We start from the raw sequence: 26,215 nt of genomic DNA, 5'->3' as shown, positions 1-26,215 counted from the left end.
CTCAGTTCACGACGCCCGCGCTGCAGGTCTGCTGGGCGGCGCTCGAGCCGGTGATCGCGGACGGCAGGGCGACGGCGCCCGTGTCCGGGTCGACCTCGCCCGGCTCGACCGAGGGGTTCTGCGTCGGGCGAGCCTCCTCGCCGGGGGCGGGATCGGCGACCACGGTGCCGTCGTTGACGGACACCCTGCCGGTCACCTCGATCGAGCGATTCTCGCGCAGCGCATCCCAGAGCACCTCGGCGGCCGCGTAGTCGGGGGCCACGCGATTGGCATCCGAACCGGCGGTGACGGTGGGGTACTGCACGAACACGATGTCTTCGAAGGGCACGTCCTTCACGGCGGATGCCACCTGCACGAGCGTCAGAGGGTTCGTCAGGCTCTGGGTCGGCGTGACGTTGCGAAGACCCGTGGATGCCAGTCTCAGCACCGTCGAGGGGTTCGACAGCACGTCTTCGCTCACGAGCTTGCGCGCCAGACGCGACATGTACTGCTGCTGGTTTCCCACTCGGGCCAGATCGCTCCCGCCGACCCCGTAGCGGGTGCGCAGGAACTGCAGGGCCTCGACGCCCTGGATCGTGCGCGGGCCGGCCTTCCAGTCGATGCCGGTGTTCCGGTCGCGCATGTCGCTCGCGAGGCACACCTCGACGCCGCCGATCGCGTTGGTGATCTCGATGACGCCGCCGAAGGTGACCATCGCACCGAACGGGATTGACTGTCCGCTGATGTCGGCGACCGCCGTGATCACGCAGGACAGCCCGCCGTAGGTGTAGAGCTGGTTGATCTGCAAGGTGCCGCCGCCGAAGCGTCCTCCGTCGGCGGTGTCGCACGCCGGTGCCTCGAAGATGAGGTCGCGTGGGAACGAGACGACCGTGACCTTTCGCGGCGCCTCGGAGATGTGGACGAGGATCGTCACGTCGTTCAGACGTCCACCGGCGTCCGCGCCCTCGCAGCGCTCGCCGAGGAGGGCGACGAGCTCCTCTTCGCACGCGTCGATACCCACGAGCACCATGTTCACCCCGCCCGCGAGCTGACGTAAGTCGGGCGGTACGGGGGGCTGATTCTCGACGACGACGGCCTCTTCGACGAAGTCGGCCGTGAGGTCGTATGCGGTGTACGACACCACCCCGACGGTCGACACGACACCGACCACCGCGGCGACGGCGAGGAGCTTGGCGAGCTGACCGAGCGGGTGGGGCGATCGCAGACGGGCGTGCTGCGCGACGGTGCGGCGGCGCCGGGGCATAGCTCCTCCTCAGGTTTCGTCGAGTCTAGGGGGGCCGGATGCCGTCACCCCCGCGCCGCGGTGCGACGTACGGCGGCGGATCACGCCGTTTCCGGACGCCCTCAAACTGAACGTTGGTGATGAAAGCGCTCTGAGTTATGTTTGTGCAACGCGCGCCACCGTTGCCGCGCAGATCGCTCAATTCATCCCCCCGTTTGGAGCGCACGATGGGTCGAACCCTGCGTTCGGTCGCGGCCATTTCCCTGGCCGGACTGTTCACCGTTGCCGGAGCCACAGCCGTTCAGGCTGCCGAAGTGGGCGAGGGGGTGACGCCCCCCACACCCATCGAATCGGCCACCGGCCGGTACATCGTCGTGCTCGACGAGGCCCCCGTCGCCACCTACGACGGCGGCGAGCCCGGCTTGGATGCCACGAAGTCCGACGACGCGCGGCTCGACACCGACTCGCCGCAGGTGCGGAAGTACTCCGCCTTCCTCGAGGATCGGCAGCAGAACGTCGCCGACGAGGCGGGGGTCCGCCCCGACAACTCCTACACGATCGCCGTCAACGGCTTCAGCGCGAGCATGAACCCGAACCAGGCGGCCAAGCTCGCCGCGACCAAGGGCGTGCAGAAGGTCGTCCCCGACGAGATCCGCCACCCGGTCGCCGTTCCCTCCACCGAGTTCCTCGGCCTCGAGGGCGACAACGGCGTCTGGAACCGGATCGGCGGCATCGGCTCCGCGGGCGAAGGCGTCGTCGTCGGCGTGGTCGACACCGGCATCGCGCCCGAGAACCCTGCGTTCGCGGGCGAGCCGCTCGGCACCGCCGCCGGTTCCCAGCCCTACCTCGACGGCAACGACGTGGTCTTCCGCAAGGGCGACGGCACCGACTTCCGCTCGCCGCGCGTGGCCGAGGGCAACGGCTGGTCGCTCTCCGACTACTCGACCAAGCTGGTCGGCGCGCGCTACTTCGACCAGGGTGCCGCGGCCACCGGGTTCACCTTCGAGGCCGACTACCGCTCGCCGCGCGACGGCGACGCGCACGGCTCCCACACCGCGAGCACCGCGGCGGGCAACAACGGTGTCGACGCCAGCGTGGAGGGCGTCGACTTCGGCGCCATCTCGGGGGTCGCTCCGGCCGCCAAGGTCGCCGCGTACAAGGCGTGCTGGGCGGGGCCCGACCCCCTCGTCACCACCGACGACGTCTGCGCCCTGAGCGACCTGCTCGGCGCGATCAACGCCGCGGTCTCCGACGGCGTCGACGTCATCAACTACTCGATCGGCGGTGGCGCCGCCACCACGACCCTCTCGCTCGAGGACCAGGCGTTCTTCAACGCCGCCGCGGCGGGCGTCTTCGTCTCGGTCTCGGCGGGCAACTCCGGTCCCGGCGCCTCGACCGCCGACCACGCCTCGCCCTGGTACACGACGGTCGCAGCCTCGACGATCCCCACCTACGAGGGAACCGTGAAGCTGGCCGACGGCTTCCAGGCCGCCGGTGCCACGGTGTCGGTCCGCGAAGGTCAGGACGTGACGGCCCCCGTGGTCTACGCGGGTGACATCGCGGCATCCGGAGCCGATCCCGCGGGCGCTGCGCTGTGCCTGATCGGATCGCTCGACCCCGCGAAGGCCGCGGGCAAGATCGTCGTGTGCGACCGCGGTCAGAACGCGCGTGTCGAGAAGTCGCAGGCCGTCAAGGACGCCGGCGGTGTGGGCATGATCCTCGTCAACGTAACCCCCGCCTCGGTCGACAACGACTTCCACTCGGTGCCCACCGTGCACATCGACGCCCGGTATCGCGACGCCCTGCTCGCTTACGTGCGCGGCACGGCCGATGCCACGGCGACCCTCGTCGGCGAGAACGTGACTGGTCAGACGACGCCGACGCCGCAGGTCGCCGGCTTCTCGAGCCGCGGTCCCATGCTCGCCGACGGCAGCGACATCCTGAAGCCCGACGTGTCGGCTCCCGGTGTCGCGATCCTCGCCGCCGCAGCGAACGCCCCCGGCGCCGCTCCGACCTTCGAGTTCCTCTCGGGGACGTCGATGTCGTCGCCGCACGTCGCCGGTCTCGGCGCGCTGTACCTGGGCGAGCGTCCGCTCGCGACCCCGGCCGAGGTGAAGTCCGCGATGATGACCACCGCGTACGACACCGTCGACGCCGAGGGCGCTCCCGCACAGGATCCCTTCGCGCAGGGCGCGGGGCACGTGGACCCGACGAAGTATTTCGATCCCGGCCTGCTGTACCTCAACGGTCCGGCCGACTGGGCGGCGTTCCTGCAGGGCAAGGGCCTCGAGGACTTCGGCGTCGCCCCGATCGACGGCAGCGACCTCAATCTCGCGTCGATCTCGATCGGCTCGCTCGCGAAGCCGCAGACCGTCACCCGCACGGTCACCTCGACGAAGGCCGGCACGTTCTCGGCATCCGTCGACGTCCCCGGGGTGGATGCCACGGTCGAGCCGTCGACGCTCGAGTTCGGTGCGGCCGGGGAGCAGAAGACGTTCACCGTGACGTTCTCGCGCACGGACGCCGCGGCCGAGCAGTGGACGAGCGGCTTCCTCACCTGGGCCGGCGACGGCACGCAGGTGCGCTCGCCGATCGTCATCCGCCCCGCGACCGCCGAGGCTCCGGCCGAGGTCTCGGGTACGGGCCTGTCCGGCTCGACGAAGGTCGAGATCCTCCCGGGCGTCGGCGGGGAGCTGCCGCTGACGGTATCGGGCCTCGCGGCTCAGACGCTGCTGACCGACCCGGGCAATCCCGTCGAGGGTCACACCGGAAACCAAGATTCCGGTGACGCCGACGGCTACGTGCGGTGGACCGTCGACGTGCCCGAGGGGACGACTCTCTCGCGCTTCGACCTCGACTCGTCGGACGACACCGGGAGCGACCTCGATCTGTTCGTCTCGCGCGTGGTCAGCCCCGACGACCTGCGGTACTACGAGCGCTTCACCTCGGCGACGGCCTCGGCCGACGAGCGGGTGACGCTGCCGAACCCCACTGCGGGGACGTACCTCATCGAGGCCAACCTGTACTCGTCCACGGGACCGTTCACGTGGGACATGACCTACGCGAACGTCACCCCCGGCGGAGAGGGGCAGCTGACGGCGACGCCGAACCCGCTCCCCGTCGAGCAGGGCGCGGCGGTGTCGTACGACCTGTCGTGGCAGGGGCTCGCGGCGCAGACCCGCTACCTCGGCCTCGTGCGGTACGGCGACTCCGACGTGCAGACGGTGCTGACCGTCGACTCGGGCGAAGCCGCTCCGGCGATCGTCGATGCCCCGACGATCTCGGGCACGGCGAAGCTCGGACGCACCCTCACGGTCACCCCCGGCACGTGGAACCCGGCCGACGTCACCACGACGTACCAGTGGCTGCGCGACGGCGAGCCCGTGAACGGCGCCACGTCGGCGTCGTACCGCGTGCAGCGCACCGACCTCGGGCGCGTACTCGCCGTGCGAGTCACGGCGACGTCTCCGGCCAACGGGCTGACGGCGACCGCCGACAGCGCCGGGGTGCCGGTCGTGGTCGGTTCGTTCACGACGGTCACCGTCGACCCCTGGGTCGGCCGTACCGGCGACGCGTACACGCTGACCGTCAAGGTGCGGCCGCTCAGCGGTCCCGCACCCCAGGGCGATGTGACCGTCACCGTGGCGGGCAAGGACTACGTCGCAACCCTGCAGGACGGGAAGGCGACCATCGCCCTCGATCCGCAGACGCGCGGGGTCAAGCTCGTGAAGGCGGTCTACGGCGGCAGCGCGACGGTGGAGTCGTCACGCGCGAGCAGCGCGTTCATCGTGTTGCGGTAGCCATCGATCGACGCGGCGGCGCCCGGGCTTCGGCTCGGGCGCCGCGGTGTCGTTCGGATCAGCTGCGGCGCCGACGCGGTGTGAGCTTCACCGCCGGCAGCGGCGGGGCCGGGATGCGCTCGGGCCCGTGGTCGATCACGGGCCCGAAGCGGGCCGTACCCGCTTCCCAGGCTTCGCGAGCTGCGACGATCTCGTCGTGCGATCGGCCCACGAAGTTCCACCACATGACGATGTCGGCCTCGAACGGCTCCCCACCGAGCAGGAACACGCGCGCATCGTCTTCGCTGCGCAGCTCGAGGTGGTCGCGGCCCTTTCCGAGGTAGACCAGTCGGGTGTGATCGATGGATGCCGTGGGTCCCGCCTCCGGCGCAGAGCCCGGGCGTCTCGCCGCGTCGGCGTCGACGGCATCCATTCCCGTCACCGCCTCGACGGTTCCCGTCATGCCGTAGACCGCGTACTCCCAGTCGAGACGGAGGGGGATGCGCACCGCGACTCCCGCAGGCAGGCGTATTTCGGCGCCGACGAGGGGGGTGTGCACGGTCGCGGGCGAAGTGGTCCCGCCGAGTTCGCCCATCACGACGACCGCGTCGGCGCCCTCGCCGAGATCGAGCACGGGGAGGTCTTCGTGGCGCTCGAACGCGGGCTCGCTGTGACGACGCGACTCGGGAAGCGCCACCCAGAGCTGCAGGGCGTCGAGCGGGATCGGACCCTTGCCCACCGAGTACTCGGAGTGCGCGATGCCGGCGCCGCTGGTCATGAGGTTGAGGGCCCCGGGGCGTACGACGACGTCGCTGCCCACGGCATCCCGATGTCTCACCTCGCCGACGATCGGCCACGTCACCGTCTGCAGGCCGATGTGCGGGTGCGGTTCGACGCGCATGAGGGTGTCCTGCGGGCCGAAGCGGTCGAGGAAGCACCACGCGCCGACCATGGGCAGCGCGCGGTGGGGGAGGGTGCGGTGCACCTCCATGCCGCGCACGCCGCCCAGCGGCACCTCTCGCGCCGCCACCACGAGGGCGCGTGGGCCGTCGCAGTCGACAGGTCCCTCGGCCTCGGGGGGAGCGACGTCGAGCCGGGTCACGCGGGTTCGCCGGGTGCCGCCGAGTCGGCGGCGTCGTCGTCGTTCGGCCATTCGACCACCAGGCCGGCCACGTCGTGCTCGCGCAGGTAGTGCGCCACGAAGGGGCACGAGGGGATGACGCTGCCGCCGCGTCGGGCGAGGTCGGACAGCGCTTCGCCGGCGAGGGCCGAGCCGAGGCCGCGTCCCTTGAACGACGGGTCGATCTCGGTGTGGGGGAGCACGGTGCGGTCGTCGTCGATCGCGCGGAACTCGAGGAAGCCGCCGAGCTCGTCGCCCACGTGGATCTCGTAGCGGCGGGCGTCGTCGTTGCGGGTCACGGTCAGTTCGTCGGCCATGGGGTCTCCTGTCGTCGGTAACGACAGCAACGTACGTGCGCGTGCGGGTGTTCCGCCATCCCCTCGGAATACCCGAGGGAGTTTGCTACGACGCCTCGCGCGAGCGGTGTCGCCGCACGGCGGCGCGGTTGGCGCAGCGCACCGAGCAATAGCGCTGACGACCGTTGCGGGTGACGTCGACGACGACGTTCGTGCAGGGATCGGCCGCGCAGCGGGAGAGGCGGTTCATGCCGCGCGTGACCAGGTGCAGCGAGGTGCCGACCGAGATCACGGCGGCGAGCACGCGGGGCAGGGCCTCGTCGCTGTCGCGATAGTGCAGGTGCCACCCCTCGCCGTCGTGATCGGTGAGGCGCGGGTAGGCGGTGACGGCTGCCATCTGGGCGTTGAGCAGGGCCGCCCGCGCGTCGGGATTGGTCTCGTCGACGACGTGCAGCCAGTCGTCGATGACGGCCCGGGTGCGCTCGTGATCGTCGGATGCCACGGGGAACGTCATCGTCATCCCCATCTCGATCGTGCGGCGCTCGATCCCGTCGCGATCGGCGGGCCAGTCGTTCGCGAGCGAGGCGGCGAGCAGGACCGCGTACTCGCCGTAAGGGTTGAGATGCATAACGGCATTACATCACGCTGGGGTCATGACCTCCTCGCGCACCCTCCCGGTAATCGCCCCGGCATCCCTCCACGAGCACGCCTGGCTCACGGAGTCGACGCACCGGACGAGCGAGGGACTCCTGCGGTACGTGCGGTGCACGCGCTGCTGCGCGCGGCGCGTGGACATCGACGCGGCGTCGGTCGTTCCCCCGAGCGCGCTGACGCGCGAAATCGGCTGACGGGGCGCCGCACCGCACGGTAGCGTCGAAGCAGACTGCCGACGGGGGACGCATGCTTGTTCTGAGCCTTATCGCCGCGATCGCGGGCGCGATTCTCGTGCCGGTGATCGCGCTGTACGTCTGGTACGCCATCGGACTGTCGCGCGTCTTCGCCGCGCACGGGGGAGAGCCCTGGCGCGCCTGGATCCCGCTGCTCAACGAGGCCGAGATCTTCCGCCTCGGTCGCCTCGACCCCGTCCGCGCTGTCCTCCTCGTGGTTCCCGGCGTCAACGTCTACGGTCTCGTCCTCAAGGCGACCGCTGCCCACCGCATCGGGCAGGCTGCGGGGCGCGGAGCGGGCACGACCGCTCTCGCCGTGATCTTTCCGCCCGTGTGGGCCACGATCCTCTCGGCGCGTCCTCGAACGGATGCCGCGCCTGCCGGCGACACTGCCGACGAACGTCCGATCGTTCTGAGTGAGACGGCATCCGGCCCGATCACCACCATTCCCGGGACGAGCGCGGCCGAGGTCGCGACCGCCGGTCGGCGCCGCTCGACCGCCGCCGTGGTCGAGCCGGTCGCGGTGCCCGTGCTGCCCGGGCCGGTCGACATCGACGAGGACCTCGAGCGCACGTCCCTCCACCCCTCGCGACGTCGGTCGGCGGCTGCAGAAGAGGCGGATCCGGGCGTCGTTCCGACGGGCGCGGCGCAGACGCCCGCGTCGAACGGGGGGTCCGAGCCGGCGCTGACCCGCGCACCGGCGACACCGATCGCTGCCGCGGCCCTCGACACGGGGGCGGCGGGGGTTGCGGCTCCCCCGTCTGCGTCGGCACCTGCTCCGGCGTCTCCGGTTGCAGCTCAGCCGGCTTCCGCAGCCGCTCCCGGCAAGCAGGCGCCCACGGCTTCCGCGCCCGCAGAGGCCGCTCCCGCCGCGACCTCGTCGCCCGTTCCGGCCGCTGCGCCCGCGCAGCAGGCTTCGTCCGACGCGTCTGCGGCGCCCTCGCCCGATGACACCGGCTTCGACCATGTGGCCGAGACCACGGACGCCACGGCCGCCCCTCAGACCGATGGCGATGCGGCGGCGGCTCCCCTCGACGAGCTGACGCAGACGGCCCGTCCGCGCTCGCGCCGGCGCGGCGAGTGGACCCTCGCCCTGCCCGACGGCAGCCGCGTCGCGCTGACCAGTCGCACGGTGATTCTGGGGCGCAAGCCGGGGAACGGCGAAGACGCGGTGCAATACATCGCCGTCGCCGACGACACCCGGACGATGTCGAAGCAGCACGCACGACTCGAGTGGACGGTCACCGGCTGGAGCATCATCGACCTCGACTCGACGAACGGGGTGACCCTCATCCACGACGACGGGCGCACCGAGCGCGTTCCGGGAGGTGCCTCCGCGATCGCGACCTCGCGCTTCCGTCTCGGAGACGCGCGTGTCGAGCTGCGACCGGCGACCGTCTGAGTGCGACGGCGACCGATTCACGGATCGTGCCGATAGGGCTCGCGGCCGGTGGGCTCCTGCCGCCGCTCAGCTATTCCTGCTCTTCGGGCCCGTAGAGCCCGCGGCCCGTGGGGGCGGCGCGGCGGGGAGTCGCCTCTTCGCGGCGACGACTGACGTAGATCGCGAGAGCACCGATCGCGCCGAGTGCGACGAGTCCGGCCACGCCGATGCCCGTCGCGGTCGTGATGGCCGCGGCATCCGGTCCCGGTCCGATGACCACCGAGACCGCCTCGGGGGTCGCGGTGGGGGAGGCGGAGGGGCTGGCGGCGACGAAGGGGCTCTTCGGACCCCGCAGGCCCGTCCCCGGAACCATCACGATCGCGTCGTAGGGCTGCACGACGCCCCATCCGGAGATGTTGGAGCGCGTGTCGGGCTGCGCGCGGACGGCGGTCGCCTCGAGCCGGTACGCCCACTGGGCGGGGGTCTCGGTGGGGTGCGCGGACGCCACGAGCGCCGCGGCGGCCGATACGTAGGCCGTGGCCCAGCTCGTCGCGGGTTCGTCGGCCCCGACGACGCAATCGCCGCCCAGAGGCCATGACGAGGCGACCGCCTGACCGGGAGCGGAGAGGCTCACGTGGGGGCCGTGGATGCTCGCCTTCGTGACGACGCCGCCCGAGCCGACGGCGGCGACCCCGATGACGCCGGAGAAGCCCGCGGGGTAACGCGCCCCGTCCTTGTCGTCCTGCTCGGGGGAGTCGTTGTTCGAGCGGTTGCCGGCGCTCGCGACGACCAGGCTGCCGCGTTGCTGCGCGTAGGCCACGGCATCCGCGAGGGCCGCGTTCTTCTCGCTCGTGCTGATCGAGACGTTGATGATCTGCGCGCCCTGATCGGCGGCGTAGCGGATGCCCTCGGCCATCCGCGCAGTGTTCGGGCCGAACCCCGCCTCGACGAGCTGTTTCTCGATGCCGGCGTAGACCCGCACGGGCAGGATCTTCGCGTCGGGTGCCAGCCCCTCGACTCCTGAACCGGAGATCAGCTGGGCGGCGATCTGACCGGCGATCACGGTGCCGTGCGCGTAGTTGTCGGTGCGTCCGGAGGCGTCGGTGCCGTCGGGGACGAGGTTGACGCCCGGAATCACCGACGCGTCGAGGTGCGGGTTGACCGCGACGCCCGAATCGACGACGGCGACGGTCACGCCCGCCCCGCGGGTGAGGGGCCACGCCGACGAACTCTGCAGCGACGCGAGCGCGGTGGGCGCGTCGGGGATACGCGTCGAAGCGGTGCACTGGCTCTGCGTCGTCGCCGCCAACACGCCGGTCGAGGGACCGACGGCGGACGCCGGCGACGGGATGCCCATCAGCACCACCCCCGCCGCGGCAGCGAGGGCTGCGAGGCGAGCGGCGCGGGAGCGCAGGGTCACTTCGTCTCCGGCGTCTGCTGCGCCGCGCTCTCGCTCAGCGAGGGGCCGGTGCGCAGGAGAGCAGTCCACCCGTCGGGGATCGAGCCGACGTCGTTCGTCGAGTAGCCGAGCCGCGCGATGGTGTCGTCGGTCGCACCCGGGAGGGGGAACGCCGTGCCCGTGGCATCCACCAGTGTCAGGATGCTCGTGTTGTCGGCGCCTCGTCCGCCGGCGCGCACGAGAGCCCCGTGGCTCGGATCGACCCGGATGCCGGCGGTGACGGCGGTCGAGGTCGGTTGCGTGGCCAGGGTCGTCGTGGCCTGGCCCTCGCCGGCGGTGAGCACGGCGCAGGGACGCTGACCCGAGGGGACGGTCTCGAATCCGACCCGGGGCCACTCGTCGCCGAGGCCCTGCGTCGCGGTGGGGAGGCTGCGGATCTCATCCGCGGTCACCTCGGTCACCTTGCCCTTGAGAGCTTCGCCGCTGCCCAACTGGTACAGCTGCCAGGCGAGGGGCGAGAGCGATTCGAGCACGCCGCCGGTCTGCACGAGGAAACGCTCGTCTTCGGCGGCGCCGGCCTGTCGGATGACCTGGCCGACGCGTAGTGAGGTGTTCGCGACGGGCTGGCCGTAGTTCTGCAGCGTGATCGGTGTGAGGGCCGTACCGGCCGTGAACAGGTCGAGCCACGACGCCGGCACGGTCACGGGGGAGAGGGACGAGATCCCGGCGGCGCGGAGCACGGCGTCCGCCACCTCGCTCGAGACCGCGAAGCTCCGGCCGCCCTGCACCACGTGCAGGATGCCGTCGACCGATACGACGACCGCGCGGTCGGTGGCGGGGGTCGGGCCCGCGGCCGAGGAGATGCGCACGTCGAGACCGGCGTCGTCGGAGACGCAGGCGCTCCAGCCGGTGTTGATGAGCCCTGAAACCGGAGGCAGCTCGTCCGGAGCCCCGGTGATGCCGACGGTGTCGCCGACGGGGGTTCCGCCGAGGGTCGAGGAGTCGGTGGAGATCACGCCGTACTCGTTCGCCGGGAGCAGCAGGCGGGCGCTGGCCGTGTTGATCACGGGGTGCAGCACGCCGTCGACGGTGACGAAGCGGGCACCGGTGTCGGACACGAGGACGAGCTTGCCGTTCTCCCAGCCGGTCGGCAGGCCGGGGCGGATGAGCCCGTAGAAGACGCCGACGAGCACCACGATTACGGTGAGGGCGATCGCGGCGATGACCGCGCGCAGCGGTGAGCTCGGCTGCAGCTCTTTACCGCCGGGGGCGCCGCTGACGAATGCGGTGAGGAGGCGGCGGCGCGAGAAGTTCTGCGCCTCGATCAGGTCGCCCTTGGTGGCCATGCGTCAGGCCAGACCGGACGAGATGACCGCGAGGGGCAGGAGCGCTGCCAGGACGAGCAGCTCGGCGGTGTCGGCGAGGCGGATCAGCCGCAGGCGCGTCTTGGGGGCGAGCAACGTGACCGTGACGACGCAGACGGTGGCGATGGCCAGGACGACGAGGATGCCCACACGCAGACCCGGCTGGGCGAGCGAGGCCACGACCCCGGCCACGACGAGACCGATGATGCCGGTGGCCATGACGGTGAGCACGCCGGAGCGGGCGAAGGTCTGGCGCGAGGGGAACATCATGCCCGCGAACGCCAGGGCACACACGAGAGCGCCGGTGGCGTTCTGCGCGGCGACGAGAGGAGTCGCCACCAGGATGGCGGCGGCCAGGGCCAGGCGCAGGCCCATCAGGACGCGCTTGCCCTGTGCCACACGGGCGGCCACGTCGTCGGCGTCGATCGGCTGCGGGTCGGCGAACATCTCGGCGTCGCTCTGGGGCGACACCACGCGAAGACGCGTGGTGCCGATGGCCAGCCAGGGCAGCGCCCCCGCGAGGGTGGCGACGACCCCGACCATGAGGGTCCAGACGGCGGGGGCGGGGAAGAAGGCGGCGAGGGTTCCGGTGACGCCCAACGCTCCGCCGGCCACGAGGGGCGCGAGCTGCAGCTCGGCCCGCTCCCGGGTGAGGGCGAGCGAGACACCGGCGATGACGAAGGCTCCGCCGCCGGCGGCGGCCATCGGCAATCCCCACATGTCGAGGGAGGCGGGCATCGCGATGAAGCCGGCGACGGCGGCGAAGAGGGATGCCGCCATCCCCAGGCCCTGACCTGCCTCGCGCTGGCCGAGTCGTGAGACGACCGCCGAGACGACGAGCAGCACGACGGCTCCGCCGCCCGCGACGAGAGCGCCGAAGGGGAGGGCGCGACCGGCCGCGAGCAGGAGGACGGCGCACACGCCGAGCAGCGCGAGGCTGACCGCGAGGGCTGTGCGCGCGTTGTCGCGGGTGGTCCAGGGACGGTTCTGCTGGCTGGTGGCGTCGATGACGGCCTCGACGATGTCGTCGTAGACGCGCGGCTGGGCGACGAGACCTCCGCGCACGAGGGTCAGCACTTCGCCGTCGACGATGCCCTGCGCCGCGGCCCCGCGAGACGGGTCGACGCTGGTGCCGTCCGAGCGCTGGAGCGCGTATCCCGCCGAGGTCATCGACGGGTCGAGCACGCCGAGGGACCGGGCGAAGCCCGGGAGGAACTCGATCACCGGCACTTGCGCCGGAATCGCGATGTCGAGCCTGCGTCCCTCGCTCTGCACCGACAACCGCAGCAGCGCTCGTGTCGCATTCATGACGTCAGCCATCTGCGGCCCCCTCTTTCCGGACCGAAGCCCCCTGCGGTCAGACCCCGAAATCCTATCGGTGGGTCAGGGGTCGGATGTCAGTGGAAACGCGCCGCCGATGCACGATCGGCGGAGACGTAGTCGTCCGCGATCGAGTCGGTGGCGTTCGAGATGCGTTGGAGCACGTCGCGCATCTGCTCGAGCGTGGCGCTCCACTGCTGCTGGGCGTTGTTGTACGCCGCCTGCGCGGCGCCCTCCCACTGTCCCCGTAGGCGAGCGACCTCGCTGTCGAGGCCGCCCAGGGTCGCGTCGATACGCGCACTCTCGGAGCGGAGTCGGGCAGCCGCAGCGTGCAGCGATTCGGGCGTGACACGGAAGTCGCTCACGACTGGCCTCCCAGCATCGTTCCGAGACCGTGGATGGTCGTGCGGTGCTCTTCTTCGACGGCGTCCTGGTCGCGGGCCGTGGCCTGCAGCGCGGCACTGAGGGTGATGAGCACGTCGTTCAGTTTCCGCGCGCCCGCCGTCCACTCCTCGACGAGGATGCCGTACGAGCTCGCCGCGTCGCCCGACCAGTTGCCGCGCAGCTCGTCGAGTTCCGCGAGCACCCGCCTGGTGCTGTCGGCGATGTCGGCATGCGCGCCGTTCACCACCTCGGAGCCCCGGGCAAGGGCTCCCTCTTCCGCGGAAATGCGGTCAGACATGTCGTGTTCTCCTGTCGGAACCGTTCAGTGTGTCGAAGGACGTGATCACTCGTCGCGTCCGCCGGCCTGGGCGTTCTCGGACCGGGGGCCGATCTCTTCATCGTCCTCCATGCGGGGCGCGATGGGACCGCCGAGCCCACGAGATGCTTCGTCGCGACGGTCGGAGCGCGAGCCGGGCCCGCCCATTCCGCCGACGCCGCGGCTGCCCGAACCGGCGCCGCGGGCGCCGCCACCAGCGGCTCCGCCGCCTGCTGCGCCGCCGCCAGCCGTGCCGCCAGCACGCATACCGGCACCCTTGGCCGTCGATGCCGCGGGTGCGCCGCCGCCGGCGGCACCGCCCATTCCGCCGACGCCGCGGGTTCCGAGGCCGGAGCCGGCTGCTGCGGTCTTGCCGAGCAGGCCGCCCGATCGCCCGGCTGCGCCGGATGCTGCCGTGCCGCCCGCACCGCTGAACAGGCTGCCTCCGGGAGCACCCGCGCCACGCGCGATGCTGCCGAGTGCGGCCGCGCCGCCGCCGCCGGCGATCAGGCCCGCACCTAGACCGGATCCGATGCCCGCTCCGGCGCCGCCGGAACCTCCGAGCGAACCGCCTCCGGGTGCCGAGGGAATGACCCCGGGCAGGTTCGGGGTGCCGATGATCGAGCCGTCCGGAGTCGGCTCGGGCTTGATGGTGTCGAGGTCGATGATGGGGGTGTTGCCGTGGATCGGGCCGTCAGGTCGTGGCCCGATGACCCCCGGCTGTGGCATCGCGTTGTACTCGGGCTGCGAGTTGCCGCCGCCGTTGCCACCGGGGGTCGCGACGGGGGACGTGTCCCAGTCGGGGTACTGCTCGAAACTGCGTCCACCGGAGCGTCCGCCGCCTCCACCCCCGCCCCCACCGGTACCGCCTCCGGTTGGCTCGACGGTGTCAGTTTCGGAGAAGGTGAAGTTGAGTGGTGGGGGGTCGCTGACCTGGACGGCATCCATCTCGTCGGAGAAACCCTCCATAGCGGAGCGCGCGGCGGCCTCCCGTTGATCGGACAGATAGCCGTTGATCAGCCCGACGGCCCCCTCTCCCGCGAGGAAGGAGATCGGTCCCAGCATGAGAGTCGCGCCGGTAGCAGCGCCACGGACCGCAGCTTCCTGACCCCCGGAGAGCGAGCCGGAGGGGAGTGTGTCGAGCGCATCTCGCGCGCGTGATCGAACGTCGTTGGCTTGATCAAGCCGCTGAGCGAGCTCGTCCTCGACGTAGGTGACTTGCTGAGCGATCTGTCTCGCAGCGGCACTGAATCTCGCCTGAGCGGCAGATCCGGCCTCTCCTGTGATGCCGGGGTCGCTTGCGACGCGGTTCAGAACCTCCCGCAATGCGTTCAAGCCGTTGACGAGTGAGCCTCGCGTGGGAACGTCCCACGGCTGGCCTCCCTCGGCGAAGTTCGTCAAACGCTGTTCCCAGGTACCGGTCACGGCGATGTCCCCTTTCTCGCCTTACGGCGTTGAGTGACGATGATGAGCACGGTGATGACCGCCGCGATGAGGACAAGGGCCACGATCCCGATGACGGCCCACATCACGAGGGATGAGAAATCGAAACCGCTGGTCGGGCTGTCATCGGCGTATTGGTCGAAGCTTCGGCCTCGATCCGGGGCCACATATCCGTTCGTCCTAGCTGCCGCGATCTGATCGGCTGTCGGAAACCCTGCGCTCTTATTCATGAGAGGTGTCTCATCGGGGAACGTCGTCGGGTCGACGGCGAGCAGGGTCGGGAGCCACGCCGCTCCGTAGCCGAAACCGTCTTCCGTCCGAGAGGGCTCGTGTCGTTCGCCGTTCGTCGTCGCGAGCATCGCCTGGATCAGTTGATTTCCCGTGCTCTCCGGAAACTTCTGAGCCGCGAGCGCAAGCATGCCTGCGACTATGGGAGATGCATTCGACGACCCGGTGGCCGTCGCTGATCCGTCCCACCCGGATTCGGTCCCGATCTCTGGGAACCGGTCGCCCCCGGCGACCACGGTCGTTTGTGGAATGATCCAGGGTGATCCGTCCGCGCTGGTCTGGAGGGCTCCGTCCGGTCCGATCGCAGATACGGCGACGACCCCATTCAGCGAGTCTCCGCCATCGGTGATCGGTGCGCCGAGCAAGTCAGCGGCGCTGGGATTGGCCGTCGCAGAAACAAGTGCCACTCCCCGGGCGATGGCGTACGCGATGGCAGGTGCGTCCGCTTCGCGCCGCTCCATGCCTACCGCCGTGTAAACGATCTTCGCGCCGTCATCGACCGCGAGCTTGACGCCATAGCCCCACGCGGTCATATCCGTCTCGGTCGCTGAATCTGGGTAGCACGGGCGATCGTCCGGGCCGTACCCATAGAAAGTGACCTCAGCGTCGGGAGCGATCCCGCGAACTCCCCCGGATCCTGTGCCGTTGCCGATGAGCAAAGCTGTCATTGTCGTGCCGTGACGTGTGCCCTTGTCGGGGTTGGTAGACGTCATCGAAGGGTGGTCCTTGCATACCGGCTTGTCCGAGATGCGCAAGTTCTGCCCTTCAAACACCGGAAGGGACGGGTTGATCTGCTCTTCCAGCACGGCCACCTTCACGCCTCGGCCGGTGATGCCCTCCGAATGCGCGGCATCAACGCCGTACTTGTCCCACCAGAAGTCGAGGCCGGTCGTCCCTGAGGTCGTCGCCGCCGAAGCCGGGGTCGCAGCGCTCAGAGATATGAACCCGGCGACGAGGAGAACTGCTCCGAACGTTCGGAGCGGATGCCGCTTCACTGCAGGCCAAGGGCGCCGCGCACGCCGGCCTGCCCCCCGGCAGAGGCACCCGGCGAGACGCCCGCCGGAGGTGCCGTCGATGCCGCGTCGATGATCGCCGTGACCTGTTGTGCGTCGCTCGCATTCATCTCGTCCCGCTCCTCCAACGTCTGAACGGCCTGCGAGAGGGCAGCTGCGTTCTGCGCGATGTATTGCCTCACCTCTTCGACGCGTGCACCGAGTGTCTCGGCACGGGTGCGGAGAAGCTGCGTGAACTGGGAGGCCGCAGGCTCGGTTCCATTGCCGTCGACGACGCCGATGATGGTCGCTGCGGGGAGCTCGTCGCTTGTTTGAACGACTTTGCTCACGTTCGCGCGAACGAACTCGCTGTCGAGCCGAATGACGGAGCCCATACTTCACTCATTTCTTCACGCGCGTGCGGCGAGCACGCGACGATGTTGCCGCGCGGAAAACTTGCGGCGGCCCTCGCGGGCCGCAAGAGCCGGCGGCCGCCTCAGCGACCGCCGGCTCGAGACGACTCAGACGAAGCGGCCGGCGGCGGACTTGTCGGTCGAGGTGTAGCCCTGGGCGATCTCGTCGGTCTTGCCGGCGATCTGCTGCAGGAGCTCGTTCAGACGCGTGATGGACTGGGTCCACTGGGCCTGGGCCTGGTCGTACGCGGTCTGGGCGTCACCATCCCACGAGGAGCGGAGGGCGTTGACCTGCGACTCGAGCTCGTCGAGGCGGGTGCGGATGCCGGAGGCACCGTTGCGGATCTGACCCGAGAGCGCGATGACCTGCTCGGGACGAACGGACATGGACTGCATGAGAGTTCCTTCTTTCGTGTCGAGCGGGGTCAGCCGAGCAGGGAGCCCAGGTTGCCGATGGTCTGCTGGTGCGACTCTTCCGACGCGGCCTGGTCGCGCTCGGTGCCGCGGAGGGCGTCCTCGAGCGTGACGAGCACGTTGTTGAGCTTGGTGGTCTCTTCGTTCCAACGCTGCATGAGCTGCGTGTACGAACCGGCGGCTGCGCCGGTCCAGAAGCCGGCCACCTGGTCGAGTTCGGTGCGAACCTTGCGCACCTGCTCGTCGATGCCCGACTTGGCGGTGTTGACCGCTTCGGCCCCTCGACGAAGCGCACCCTCCTGGGCTGCGATGAGATCTGCCACTGTGTCTCCTCGATGTTCCTCCGGGCGCGCCCGGGCGTTGCGGATCGGTTACGCGCACGGGAATAGAGGACCCGCACACGGCGTCGGCGGAGGAACCGGAGCCCCCCACCGGACTTCGAACATACGTAAACCGGCCCCCCGGTTCAAGCCTCTTGCGCAATTTGAAAGATGACAAAACTCTCATCTTTATCCCCGGTGAACCGCGGAAAGGGCAACACGGGCCCGCGCGAGCCGGATACGCTGGTGCGGTTGCGGCCCGTGGGCCGGAGGGCGCGAGAACGAGGGGGACCGTTGAGCGCGGAAGTGATGCAGGGGCGACGCGTCGCGTTGATCGACGGTGATTCCCGCTTCGATCTGGTGGTTCCGTTGCGCGCCCGCGTCGACGACGTGCTGCGCGCCGCCGGTTCCGACACCGCCCACGGCACTCGCGTGGTGGGCATCTCCGGCCGCGAGATCGACCGGGCGACCGTGATGACCTCGCTCGACGACGGCGTCATCCTCGTCCTCGTCGACCCCGGCGCCTCGTTGCCCGACGCCGTCGCTCGCGCCGCCGCGGCGCCGAACGCCAGGCGTGTCTCGGCCGTATGGTGGGTGCTCGCGGCGGGAGGCGGCATCCTGGCCCTGCTTCGTCTGGTCGGCGGTGACGGTCTGTCCCCCTCGGTGCGCCTGCCCGTTGCGATGCTGGCCCTTCTCGCGGCTCTCGTCGCGGGCGCCGTCTTCGCCCTGCGCGCTCGCTCGCGAACGGCGATCCTCGCCCCCGTCGTGGGGGTCATCGCGTTGGCGTTCGGCGGCGGTGTCGCCGTCGTCCCGGGCCTTGCTGCCGCCGCCCCCCTCGTCGCGGTCTTCACGGGGCTGCTCGCCGCCGCCGTCGTCGTCGGAGTCATCGGCGTGCTCGGGGCCACCGAGACGCTGCGCGCGCAGAGCCGTACCGCGACGATCGTCCTCGCGGTGCTCGCCGCCGTGTGGGGCCTCTCGCTCCTGATGCACCTCGATCCATCGGCGCCGGCGGCCGTGACTCTCGGCCTCGTGCCGGTCGCGCAACGCGTGCTGCAGTCGAGCCTCGTCGACGTGGCCCCGGGTACCTTCATCGACTACGGCCGCTTCCAGAGCACGCGGTGGACGGTGCGGCAGAACCTCCCCGACGAGGTGCGCACGATCGAAGCCGACGACGCCGACGCGCTGGTCGAGCGCTCCACGGCCCGCCTCACCATAGGCGTGGTGCTCCTGATCGCCGCCGGGGCTGCCAGTGCCTTCACCGCGCTGCCGACCTTCGACACCGACAACCCGGTCGTGCTCGGCGGGCGCATCGGGCTCGCCGCCACGGTCGTCCTCGCTCTCTTGCTCAGCTCGCGTCGCAGCACCGTGCCGTTCCTGCGCTGGGTGGAACGTCTGGGGGCTGCCGCCGTGGTGGTCGCCGTGCTGATGGCGTTGTTGCCGAGGGTGTCCTCCGACATGCTCGTCGTCTTCGCCGGCATCCTTCTGCTGGTCGGTCTCGGGTCTTCCCTGTTGGTCGTCCCGGTGGGTCGCGGCCTGCGTTCTCTCGGTTGGTCTCGCACCGGCGACATCTTCGAGGCGCTGGCCACGGCCCTGTCTCTTCCGGCGGGCATGCTCGCCGCCGGAGCGGTGGAGATCGCGCGTGCGATGATGGCGACATGACGCAGCTGACGCCATTCGGCGCGCCCGCGACGGTGGGGGTGCGCATCGGAGCCTTCAGCGTCGACGCGGCCCTCGTGGTCATCGTCTCGGTCGTGGCATCCCTCCTGGCATCTCCCGTGTTGGGCGCGGCGGTCGCCGCCGAGGCATTACTCGGTCTGTGGATCCTGCAGGCGCGACGCGGCCTCACCCCCGGCGCCCTGCTCTTCGGTCTGCGCACCGCGCGCGTCGAGGAGCCCGTCGTCCCGGGCGCCGGCCGGGCCTTCGTCCGCGGCCTTCTCGTGGTGCTCGGCGGCTTCGTGCTGCTGGCCGGCGCATGGGTCGTCGTGGCCTCTGCGGCGTTCGACAGATCGGGCCGTCGGCGTTCCTGGGCCGATCGTGCCGCGGGAACCGTTCTGCTGTCCGTTCCCCGCGGAAGACAGGCTCCGGATGCCGATGAGCCCCGCGCCCTGTCGGAGCCGACGGTGCAACGCACCGGCGCTTCCCGCGAGCCCCTGCGGATGGACGCCTCGGCGGCGGCCCTGCCTCTCGCGCCGGCCTGGGACGCCCCCATCGTCGCGATCGAGGCGCCCAGCGTCGCGGGTGAGCGGCCCGCGACCATCGCCCCCGAGCCCGCCGCCCCGACGCCGAGCGTCCCGGTGCGAACCCCGGGTGTCGGCCGTGCTCAGCTGCTCGTCGTCTTCGACACGGGGCAGCGCGAGCAGTTCGACCTGCCCGCGGCCGTGAACTTCGGTCGCGCCCCCGTGGCCGATCAGCCGAACGACGTGCTCATCTCGGTCGACGATCCCGACCGCCTCATCTCGAAAACGCACCTGCGCCTCGAGCACGACGGCGAGACGGCGTGGGTCACCGACGCGGGGTCCACCAACGGATCCGAGCTGATCGACGACGACGGCACCGTCCACGTTCTCCGCCCCGGTTCGCGCACCCTGCTCGAGGAGGGCACCCGCGTGCGCCTCAGCGAACGCGTCTTCACCCTGAGTCGTCTGATCGGAGGTCCGGTGTGAGCACGGGTCCGCGCATCGCCCCGCCGTCCCTGCCCAACGGGCGGATCGTGCTCCAGCCGCCGCCCGAGCTCGTCCCGAACGAGGGCGGCAGCGGCATCCTGACCTCCCTCCTGCCGATGCTCGGCAGCGTGGGCGCCATTGTGATGGTGACCATCTCGAACAGCGGGCCGACGGGCTTTCTCATCGGCGGCATGTTCCTGCTGTCGTCGCTCGGCTTCGTCGCGGTGAACGGGTGGCGTCAGCGCGCCCAGCGCAACGCGCAGGTGCTCGGCAACCGGCGCGAGTACCTCGCCTACCTCTCCGACCTGCGCGACACCGTGCGCGTCGCCGCCCGCAAGCAGCGCCGTCACGGTGGGTGGATCATGCCGGCTCCGGCCGCGCTGCCCTTCATCGCCGAAGAGCGCTCGCGCGTCTGGGAGCGCCAGCCCGGCGACGAGACCTTCCTCCTCGCCCGCATCGGGGTGACCGACCAGCCGCTCAGCCTCACGCTGGAGGCGCCCGAGCTCCCGCCGCTGGCCCAGCTCGACCCGGTCGCCGCCTCGGCCGCGCACCGCTTCATGCTCACGCACGAGATGCAGCGCGACCTGCCGCTGGGCTTCCCCCTCGGCGACTACTCGCGCATCGAGCTCGTGGGCTCCGACGAAGACGCCGTCCGCAGCCTGGCTCGCTCGCTCGTGGCCTCCGCGGCTACTCTGCACGACCCCGAGGACGTCATCATCGCGATCCTCGCCGGTCCCGCGCAGATGCCCGCGTGGGACTGGGCGAAGTGGCTCCCGCACGCGATGTCGTCGCGCGTGCAGGACCGGCTCGGGCCCGCGCGCATGATCTCGGCATCCCTCGACGAACTCGTCGACATGCTGCCGCCGCAGCTCTCCACGCGTCCGCGATTCACGCCCGGTGGCGGGGTGACACCGCACGTGGTGCTGATCGTCGACGGCGTCGAGACCCCCACGAACAGCCCGCTCGTCGGGCTCGAGGGTGCGCAGGGTGTCACGGTGATCGACCTCCCCACGCGTTGGGACGAACTCGACGACCCCCACGTCGCCCGTGTCGCGCTCGCCGAGGCACCCGTGGTCGCGCGAGGCCGCCGCACCGAGAAGAAGCCCGTTGCTGCCCCCGCCGAATTCATCGACGGAGCGGGTCGGGCCCAGACCTTCATCCCGGATGCCATGACCGTCGCCGAGGCCGAGGCCACCGCCCGACGGCTCATGCCGCTGCGGCCGGCGCCCATGGTCGTCGTCGATGCGCCGACCACGCAGGGTCAGCTGGAGCTCACCGAGCTCCTCGGCCTGCCCGATGTGCGGACGGTGAACTTCGACCAGGCGTGGACGCGCCGTCTCGAGCGCGACCGCCTGCGCGTGCCGATCGGCCAGGAGCCTTCGGGCACGCCCCTCGTCCTCGACCTGAAGGAGTCCGCGTCGCAGGGCATGGGCCCGCACGGCGTGATGGTCGGCGCGACCGGTTCGGGAAAGTCCGAGGTGCTGCGCACGCTCGTGCTGGCCCTCGCCATGACGCACTCTCCCGAACAGCTCAACTTCGTGCTCGTCGACTTCAAGGGTGGTGCGACCTTCGCCGGTATGGCCGAGATGCCGCACGTGTCGGCGGTCATCACCAACCTCGGCAGCGAGCTGGCTCTCGTCGACCGCTTCCAGGACGCCCTCCAGGGCGAGGTGGTGCGGCGGCAGGAGCTGCTGCGCGCCGCGGGCAACTTCGCGAACGTCGGCGAGTACGAGACCGCACGTTTGGGCGGTCGGTCCGACCTCGCTCCGCTTCCGGCCCTCCTCGTCGTCGTCGACGAGTTCTCCGAGCTGCTGACGGCCAAGCCCGAGTTCGTCGACAGCTTCCTCAACATCGGTCGCGTCGGTCGATCTCTGCACGTCCACCTGCTGCTGGCATCCCAGCGTCTCGAAGAGGGCAAACTGCGCGGTCTCGACACGTACCTGTCGTACCGGATCGGTCTGCGCACCTTCTCGGCCGCCGAATCGCGCACGATCATCGGCACCCCCGATGCGTACACGCTGCCGCAGGAGCCCGGCGTCGGCTTCCTCAAGAGCGACACCGAGAACCTCGTGCAGTTCCGCGCGGCGTACGTCTCCGGGCGGCCGAAGGGCAACGCCCGTCTGAACATCGACGACCCCGAGTCGGAGGCGACGGGGCCCGCACGCGTCGAGGTCTTCACCGCTCTCGCCCAGCCCGATGACGACCCGGTCGAAGAGACGACGGATGCCAGCCCCGCAGCGATCGCGACCCCGGCGACCGACAAGCGTTCGACCTTCCAGATCGCCGTCGACCGCATGAAGGACCGCGGCCCCGAGGCGCACCAGGTGTGGCTCCCGCCGCTCGCGGACCCCGCCCCGCTCGACGAGCTCATGCCCGACCTCGCGGAGGACCCCGCCCTCGGTCTCGTCTCGCGACGCTGGCGCGACGCCGGCGCCCTCACGGTGCCGATCGGTGTCGTCGACATCCCGCTCGAGCAGCGCCGCGACCACCTCACGGTATCGCTCGGAGGTGCGGCCGGTCACGTCGCGATCGTCGGTTCGCCGCTGAGCGGCAAGTCGACCCTCGCGCGCACGCTCGTCTCGGCCCTGGCGCTGACGGGAACCCCGCAGGAGTTCCAGTTCTTCGTGCTCGACTTCGGCGGCGGTGGCTTCACCGCCATGCAGCAGCACCCGCACATCTCCGGTGTGGCCACCCGCACCGAGCCCGAGGCCGTCCGCCGTGCGATCGCCGAGGTCGAGGCCGTGCTCGATGCGCGCGAGCAGTACTTCCGCCGCAATGCGGTCGACTCGATCGAGACCTACCGCTCGCGTCGGCGCGAGGGGCGTCTCGACGACGGCTTCGGCGACGTCTTCCTCATCATCGACGGGTGGTCGACGCTGCGGTCGGAGTTCGAACCGCTCGAAGCGCGCGTGCAGACCATCGCCGCGCGCGGCCTGAGCTTCGGCGTGCACGTCGTCGTCACCGCGAACCGGTGGCTCGAAATCCGCGCCAACCTGAAGGACCTCATCCAGACGCGCCTCGAGCTGCGCTTGGGAGATCCCACGGACTCCGACGTCGACCGCAAGCAGGCGGCCAACGTGCCGGTGGGGCAACCGGGCCGCGGGCTCGCCACGTCGAAGCTGCAGATGCTCACCTCGGTCCCTCGCATCGACGGGTCGGACGACCCCTCGACCATCGCGGACGGCGTCGCCGACATGATCGGCAAGATCACGAACGCCTGGCACGGGGAGCCGGGTCCAAAGCTTCGCCTGCTGCCCGAGAACATCTCGCTCGACGAGGTGCGCGCTCTCGCCGAACCGGGGGATCGTCGCATGCTCCTCGGTATCGAGGAGGCGCAGCTGTCGCCCTTCGGGATCGACCCGCGGGTGGAGCCGCACCTCTTCGTCTACGGCGACTCGGGGATGGGCAAGTCGTCGTTCCTGCGCGGTGTGGCCAAAGAGATCCAGCGGCTGTACACCCCGGCCGAGGCGAAGATCTTCGTCGTCGACTACCGGCGCGCTCTGCTCGGCGAGATCCCCGACGAGTATCTCGGCGCGTACCTGACCTCTCACGACCTGGCCACGGGCGGCATGAACGACCTGTCGCAGTACTTCGCGACGCGCATCCCCGGGCCCGACGTCACGCCGACCCAGTTGCGCGAGCGCAGCTGGTGGAAGGGCGCCGAGGGCTTCATCCTCATCGACGACTACGACCTGGTCGCCACCAGTCAGGGCAACCCGATCGCGGTGCTGCAGCCGCTGCTGGCGCAGGCAGGCGACCTGGGGCTACACGTCATCCTGACCCGTCGGTCGGGTGGGGCGAGCCGTGCCGCGTACGATCCGATCATCCAGCGCTTCACCGACCTGGGCGTCACCGGCATCCTGCTCGGCGGCAACCCGGAAGAGGGGGCGCTCATCGGCCGCGTGAAGCCGGAGCGGGCGGCGCCCGGCCGTGCCCAGATCGTCAGCCGCGAGCAGGGACTGCTCGCCTCCCAGCTGGTGTTCTCCCCGCCGTCGCACTGATCCGTCGTTCCTCCCCAGGAGCGATTCCCGCCCCGGCATCCCCCGACGGATGCCGGGGCGGTGTGCGTGTCGGTGGCCCGGGTTACCGTTGGGGGGTGAGTTATCCCGGCGCCGCATCCGAGTCGTACGCCGACGCGCCGCCCGAGCCGTACGACCTCCCCGAAGATCCCTATGCCGGGGCCGATTGGGACCCCGACCAGTTCGCACCTCCCGAGGACTTCGACGCGCCGCCGCCGCCCGTCGACCCGTCGTCGTCATTCGCTCGTGCCGCCGCGGTCACCGGCACCGCACGAGAGCTCCCCGCCGTCCGCGACTTCACGGGTCGCGACCCGCGCGAGGTCCTGCACGAGGTCTACGGGTACGACGCCTTCCGCGGCGACCAGGCCGAGATCGTGCAGCACGTGGTCGGCGGCGGAGACGCCGTCGTGCTCATGCCGACCGGCGGCGGCAAGAGCGTCACGTACCAGGTGCCCGCGCTCGTGCGGCCGGGCACCGGCCTCGTGGTCAGCCCGCTGATCGCGCTCATGCACGACCAGGTAGAGGCCCTGATCGCCAACGGCGTTCGCGCGGGCTACCTCAACTCGACACAGGCGCCCGCCGAGCGGCAGGCCGTCGAGCAGGCCTACCTCGCCGGAGAACTCGACCTGCTCTACGTCGCCCCCGAGCGGCTCAACGGCGCGCAGACCCTCGCGTTTCTCGCTCGCGGTCGCCTCAGCGTCATCGCCATCGACGAAGCGCACTGCGTGTCGCAGTGGGGCCACGACTTCCGGCCCGACTACCTCGCCCTGGGCGACCTCGCCGACCGCTTCCCCGACGTCCCGCGCATGGCGCTCACGGCGACGGCCACCCCGGCCACCGCCCAAGAGATCGTCGAGCGTCTGCGCCTGCGCGACGCCCGCGGGTTCGTCGCCAGCTTCGACCGCCCCAACATCCAGTACCGCATCGACGCCAAGGTCGATCCGCGTCGCCAGCTCGTCCAATTCATCCGGTCGCAGCCCGAGGGCTCTGCGGGCATCGTCTACGCCCTGAGCCGTAAGAGCGTCGAGCAGACGGCGGCCTACCTCAGCTCGCAGGGTCTCGACGCCCTGCCGTATCACGCGGGTCTCGACGCCTCGGTGCGCGCAGCGAACCAGTCACGGTTCCTCCGCGACGACGGCGTCATCATGGTCGCCACGATCGCCTTCGGCATGGGCATCGACAAGCCCGACGTGCGCTTCGTCGCTCACATCGACCTGCCCAAGTCCGTCGAGGGCTACTACCAGGAGACCGGTCGCGCCGGCCGCGACGGCGACCCGTCGACCGTGTGGATGGCCTACGGGCTCGGCGACGTCGTACAGCAGCGCCGCATGATCGATCAGTCGCCCGGCGACCGTTCGTACAAGATGAGGCTCGGGCAGCACCTCGACGCGATGCTGGCCCTGTGCGAGACGGTCGGATGCCGACGGCAGAACCTCCTCGACTACTTCGGGCAGCGATCCGAGCCGTGCGGCAACTGCGACACCTGTCTCACCCCGCCCGACACGTGGGACGGCCTCGTCGCGGCGCAGAAGCTGCTGTCGACGATCGTGCGCCTCCAGCGCGAGCGTGGTCAGGCCTTCGGCGCGGGCCATCTGATCGACATCCTCCGCGGTGCGAAGACGGAGCGCATCGCCCAGCAGGGACACGATCGGCTCAGCACCTACGGGCTCGGGGCCGACCTGTCGGACCAGGACTGGCGCAGCGTCATCCGTCAGCTCCTGGCGCGCGGGATCATCGCGGCCCAGGGCGACTACGGCACCCTCGCCCTCAGCGAGGCATCCGCCGGTGTCCTGCGCGGTGAGACCGCGGTGCCGCTTCGTCGCGATGCCCTCGGTCGCACGGGCGGCGGCGGTGGCTCGAGTCGCGCACGCAAAAGCAGCGCCGACGACGTGGCCGCCGGTGACCGCGACCTGTTCGAGGCGCTGCGCGCATGGCGTGCCGAGAAAGCGCGCGAGCAGGGCGTCCCCGCGTACATCGTGTTCGGCGACGCCACCCTGCGGGCGATCGCGGCCGCACGCCCGAGCTCCGTGGGCGACCTCGACGGGATCACCGGCATCGGCGCCAAGAAGCGCGAGGCGTATGGCGACGGCATCCTGACGGTGGTCGCCGCGAACTGACGGCGCCGCGCCCGGGTGGTCTGGACGCCCCGTACCGGGCGGCCCGGATCCCGCCGCGGTCGCGCGCCTTCGCTCGGG

21 protein-coding genes are annotated in these 26,215 nt (G+C 70.8%); 7 read left to right on the top strand and 14 right to left on the bottom strand.

What is annotated here, in order from left to right; genetic code table 11:
* Window position 1 precedes the first annotated feature (1 nt).
* Window positions 2–1,243 carry an LCP family protein gene (locus tag QE454_RS02670; RefSeq protein ID WP_307458378.1) on the bottom strand — a complete coding sequence of 414 codons (1,242 nt, stop codon included), beginning with the start codon at window positions 1,241–1,243 and terminating at the stop codon, window positions 2–4.
* Between the two features lie 206 nt (window positions 1,244–1,449).
* On the opposite strand from QE454_RS02670, the gene QE454_RS02665 reads away from it, so the two are divergent.
* Entirely contained in the window at window positions 1,450–5,022 is a 3,573-nt protein-coding gene (locus tag QE454_RS02665) for a S8 family serine peptidase (protein WP_309668511.1), read from the top strand.
* A 58-nt stretch (window positions 5,023–5,080) separates the two neighbouring features.
* On the opposite strand, the gene QE454_RS02660 is transcribed toward QE454_RS02665, so the two are convergent.
* From QE454_RS02660 to QE454_RS02650, 3 genes are all read right to left on the bottom strand, one after another.
* Window positions 5,081–6,103, bottom strand: a complete 1,023-nt coding sequence (locus QE454_RS02660; RefSeq protein WP_307458383.1) for a pirin family protein — start codon at window positions 6,101–6,103, stop codon at window positions 5,081–5,083.
* Window positions 6,100–6,438, bottom strand: coding sequence for a GNAT family N-acetyltransferase (locus QE454_RS02655; RefSeq protein WP_210072466.1), 339 nt, complete (start codon window positions 6,436–6,438; stop codon window positions 6,100–6,102). Before QE454_RS02655 ends, QE454_RS02660 begins: the two co-directional genes overlap by 4 nt.
* An 85-nt stretch (window positions 6,439–6,523) precedes the next feature.
* Window positions 6,524–7,045: a CGNR zinc finger domain-containing protein gene (locus tag QE454_RS02650; RefSeq protein ID WP_307458386.1), complete on the bottom strand. Its 522-nt coding sequence runs from the start codon at window positions 7,043–7,045 to the stop codon at window positions 6,524–6,526.
* A 25-nt stretch (window positions 7,046–7,070) separates the two neighbouring features.
* On the opposite strand from QE454_RS02650, the gene QE454_RS02645 reads away from it, so the two are divergent.
* Entirely contained in the window at window positions 7,071–7,265 is a 195-nt protein-coding gene (locus tag QE454_RS02645) for a hypothetical protein (RefSeq protein ID WP_210072464.1), read from the top strand.
* A 52-nt stretch (window positions 7,266–7,317) separates the two neighbouring features.
* Window positions 7,318–8,706, top strand: coding sequence for an FHA domain-containing protein (locus tag QE454_RS02640; protein WP_307458391.1), 1,389 nt, complete (start codon window positions 7,318–7,320; stop codon window positions 8,704–8,706).
* 70 nt (window positions 8,707–8,776) lie between these two features.
* On the opposite strand, the gene QE454_RS02635 is transcribed toward QE454_RS02640, so the two are convergent.
* The 10 genes from QE454_RS02635 to QE454_RS02590 form a co-directional block, all read right to left on the bottom strand.
* Window positions 8,777–10,105: a S8 family serine peptidase gene (locus tag QE454_RS02635; RefSeq protein ID WP_307458394.1), complete on the bottom strand. Its 1,329-nt coding sequence runs from the start codon at window positions 10,103–10,105 to the stop codon at window positions 8,777–8,779.
* Window positions 10,102–11,430, bottom strand: coding sequence for a type VII secretion protein EccB (eccB, locus tag QE454_RS02630; RefSeq protein ID WP_210072461.1), 1,329 nt, complete (start codon window positions 11,428–11,430; stop codon window positions 10,102–10,104). The genes QE454_RS02635 and eccB overlap by 4 nt, the downstream gene beginning before the upstream one ends.
* 3 nt (window positions 11,431–11,433) lie before the next feature.
* On the bottom strand, window positions 11,434–12,768 hold the full coding sequence (gene eccD / locus QE454_RS02625; RefSeq protein ID WP_210072460.1) for a type VII secretion integral membrane protein EccD: 1,335 nt from the start codon (window positions 12,766–12,768) through the stop codon (window positions 11,434–11,436).
* 77 nt (window positions 12,769–12,845) lie between these two features.
* Window positions 12,846–13,133 (bottom strand): WXG100 family type VII secretion target, encoded by a 288-nt coding sequence (locus QE454_RS02620; protein WP_103206899.1) that lies wholly within the window; start codon window positions 13,131–13,133, stop codon window positions 12,846–12,848.
* A complete protein-coding gene (locus QE454_RS02615) occupies window positions 13,130–13,450 on the bottom strand; it encodes a WXG100 family type VII secretion target (RefSeq protein ID WP_307458399.1) in 321 nt (106 codons plus the stop codon). The genes QE454_RS02620 and QE454_RS02615 overlap by 4 nt, the downstream gene beginning before the upstream one ends.
* Before the next feature lie 45 nt (window positions 13,451–13,495).
* A complete protein-coding gene (locus QE454_RS02610; RefSeq protein WP_309668510.1) occupies window positions 13,496–14,533 on the bottom strand; it encodes a hypothetical protein in 1,038 nt (345 codons plus the stop codon).
* A 356-nt stretch (window positions 14,534–14,889) separates the two neighbouring features.
* Window positions 14,890–16,194: a S8 family serine peptidase gene (locus QE454_RS02605; RefSeq protein ID WP_307458404.1), complete on the bottom strand. Its 1,305-nt coding sequence runs from the start codon at window positions 16,192–16,194 to the stop codon at window positions 14,890–14,892.
* Window positions 16,191–16,586, bottom strand: coding sequence for a hypothetical protein (locus QE454_RS02600; RefSeq protein WP_116238739.1), 396 nt, complete (start codon window positions 16,584–16,586; stop codon window positions 16,191–16,193). The genes QE454_RS02605 and QE454_RS02600 overlap by 4 nt, the downstream gene beginning before the upstream one ends.
* Before the next feature lie 126 nt (window positions 16,587–16,712).
* Entirely contained in the window at window positions 16,713–17,000 is a 288-nt protein-coding gene (locus QE454_RS02595; RefSeq protein WP_246078051.1) for a WXG100 family type VII secretion target, read from the bottom strand.
* Window positions 17,001–17,029: 29 nt separating this feature from the next.
* Window positions 17,030–17,341, bottom strand: a complete 312-nt coding sequence (locus QE454_RS02590) for a WXG100 family type VII secretion target (RefSeq protein ID WP_055831852.1) — start codon at window positions 17,339–17,341, stop codon at window positions 17,030–17,032.
* Window positions 17,342–17,632: 291 nt separating this feature from the next.
* Here QE454_RS02590 and QE454_RS02585 point away from each other — a divergent pair, with 291 nt between their 5' ends.
* The 4 genes from QE454_RS02585 to recQ all read left to right on the top strand — a co-directional run bounded on the left by QE454_RS02585 (window position 17,633) and on the right by recQ (window position 26,137).
* Window positions 17,633–18,997 (top strand): hypothetical protein, encoded by a 1,365-nt coding sequence (locus tag QE454_RS02585; RefSeq protein ID WP_307458409.1) that lies wholly within the window; start codon window positions 17,633–17,635, stop codon window positions 18,995–18,997.
* On the top strand, window positions 18,994–20,001 hold the full coding sequence (locus QE454_RS02580) for an RDD family protein (RefSeq protein ID WP_307458412.1): 1,008 nt from the start codon (window positions 18,994–18,996) through the stop codon (window positions 19,999–20,001). Before QE454_RS02585 ends, QE454_RS02580 begins: the two co-directional genes overlap by 4 nt.
* Complete coding sequence (gene eccCa / locus QE454_RS02575) at window positions 19,998–24,002, top strand: type VII secretion protein EccCa (protein WP_307458415.1); 4,005 nt, start codon at window positions 19,998–20,000, stop codon at window positions 24,000–24,002. Before QE454_RS02580 ends, eccCa begins: the two co-directional genes overlap by 4 nt.
* A gap of 95 nt (window positions 24,003–24,097) precedes the next feature.
* Window positions 24,098–26,137 (top strand): DNA helicase RecQ, encoded by a 2,040-nt coding sequence (gene recQ, locus QE454_RS02570; protein ID WP_210072453.1) that lies wholly within the window; start codon window positions 24,098–24,100, stop codon window positions 26,135–26,137.
* Window positions 26,138–26,215: the final 78 nt, after the last annotated feature.

Origin of the sequence: Microbacterium sp. SORGH_AS_0454 (assembly GCF_031453395.1) — a bacterium.
Lineage (GTDB): Bacteria > Actinomycetota > Actinomycetes > Actinomycetales > Microbacteriaceae > Microbacterium.
The sequence above is the reverse complement of the archived record's forward strand: the minus strand, read 5'-3'. Positions and strand labels throughout refer to the sequence as shown.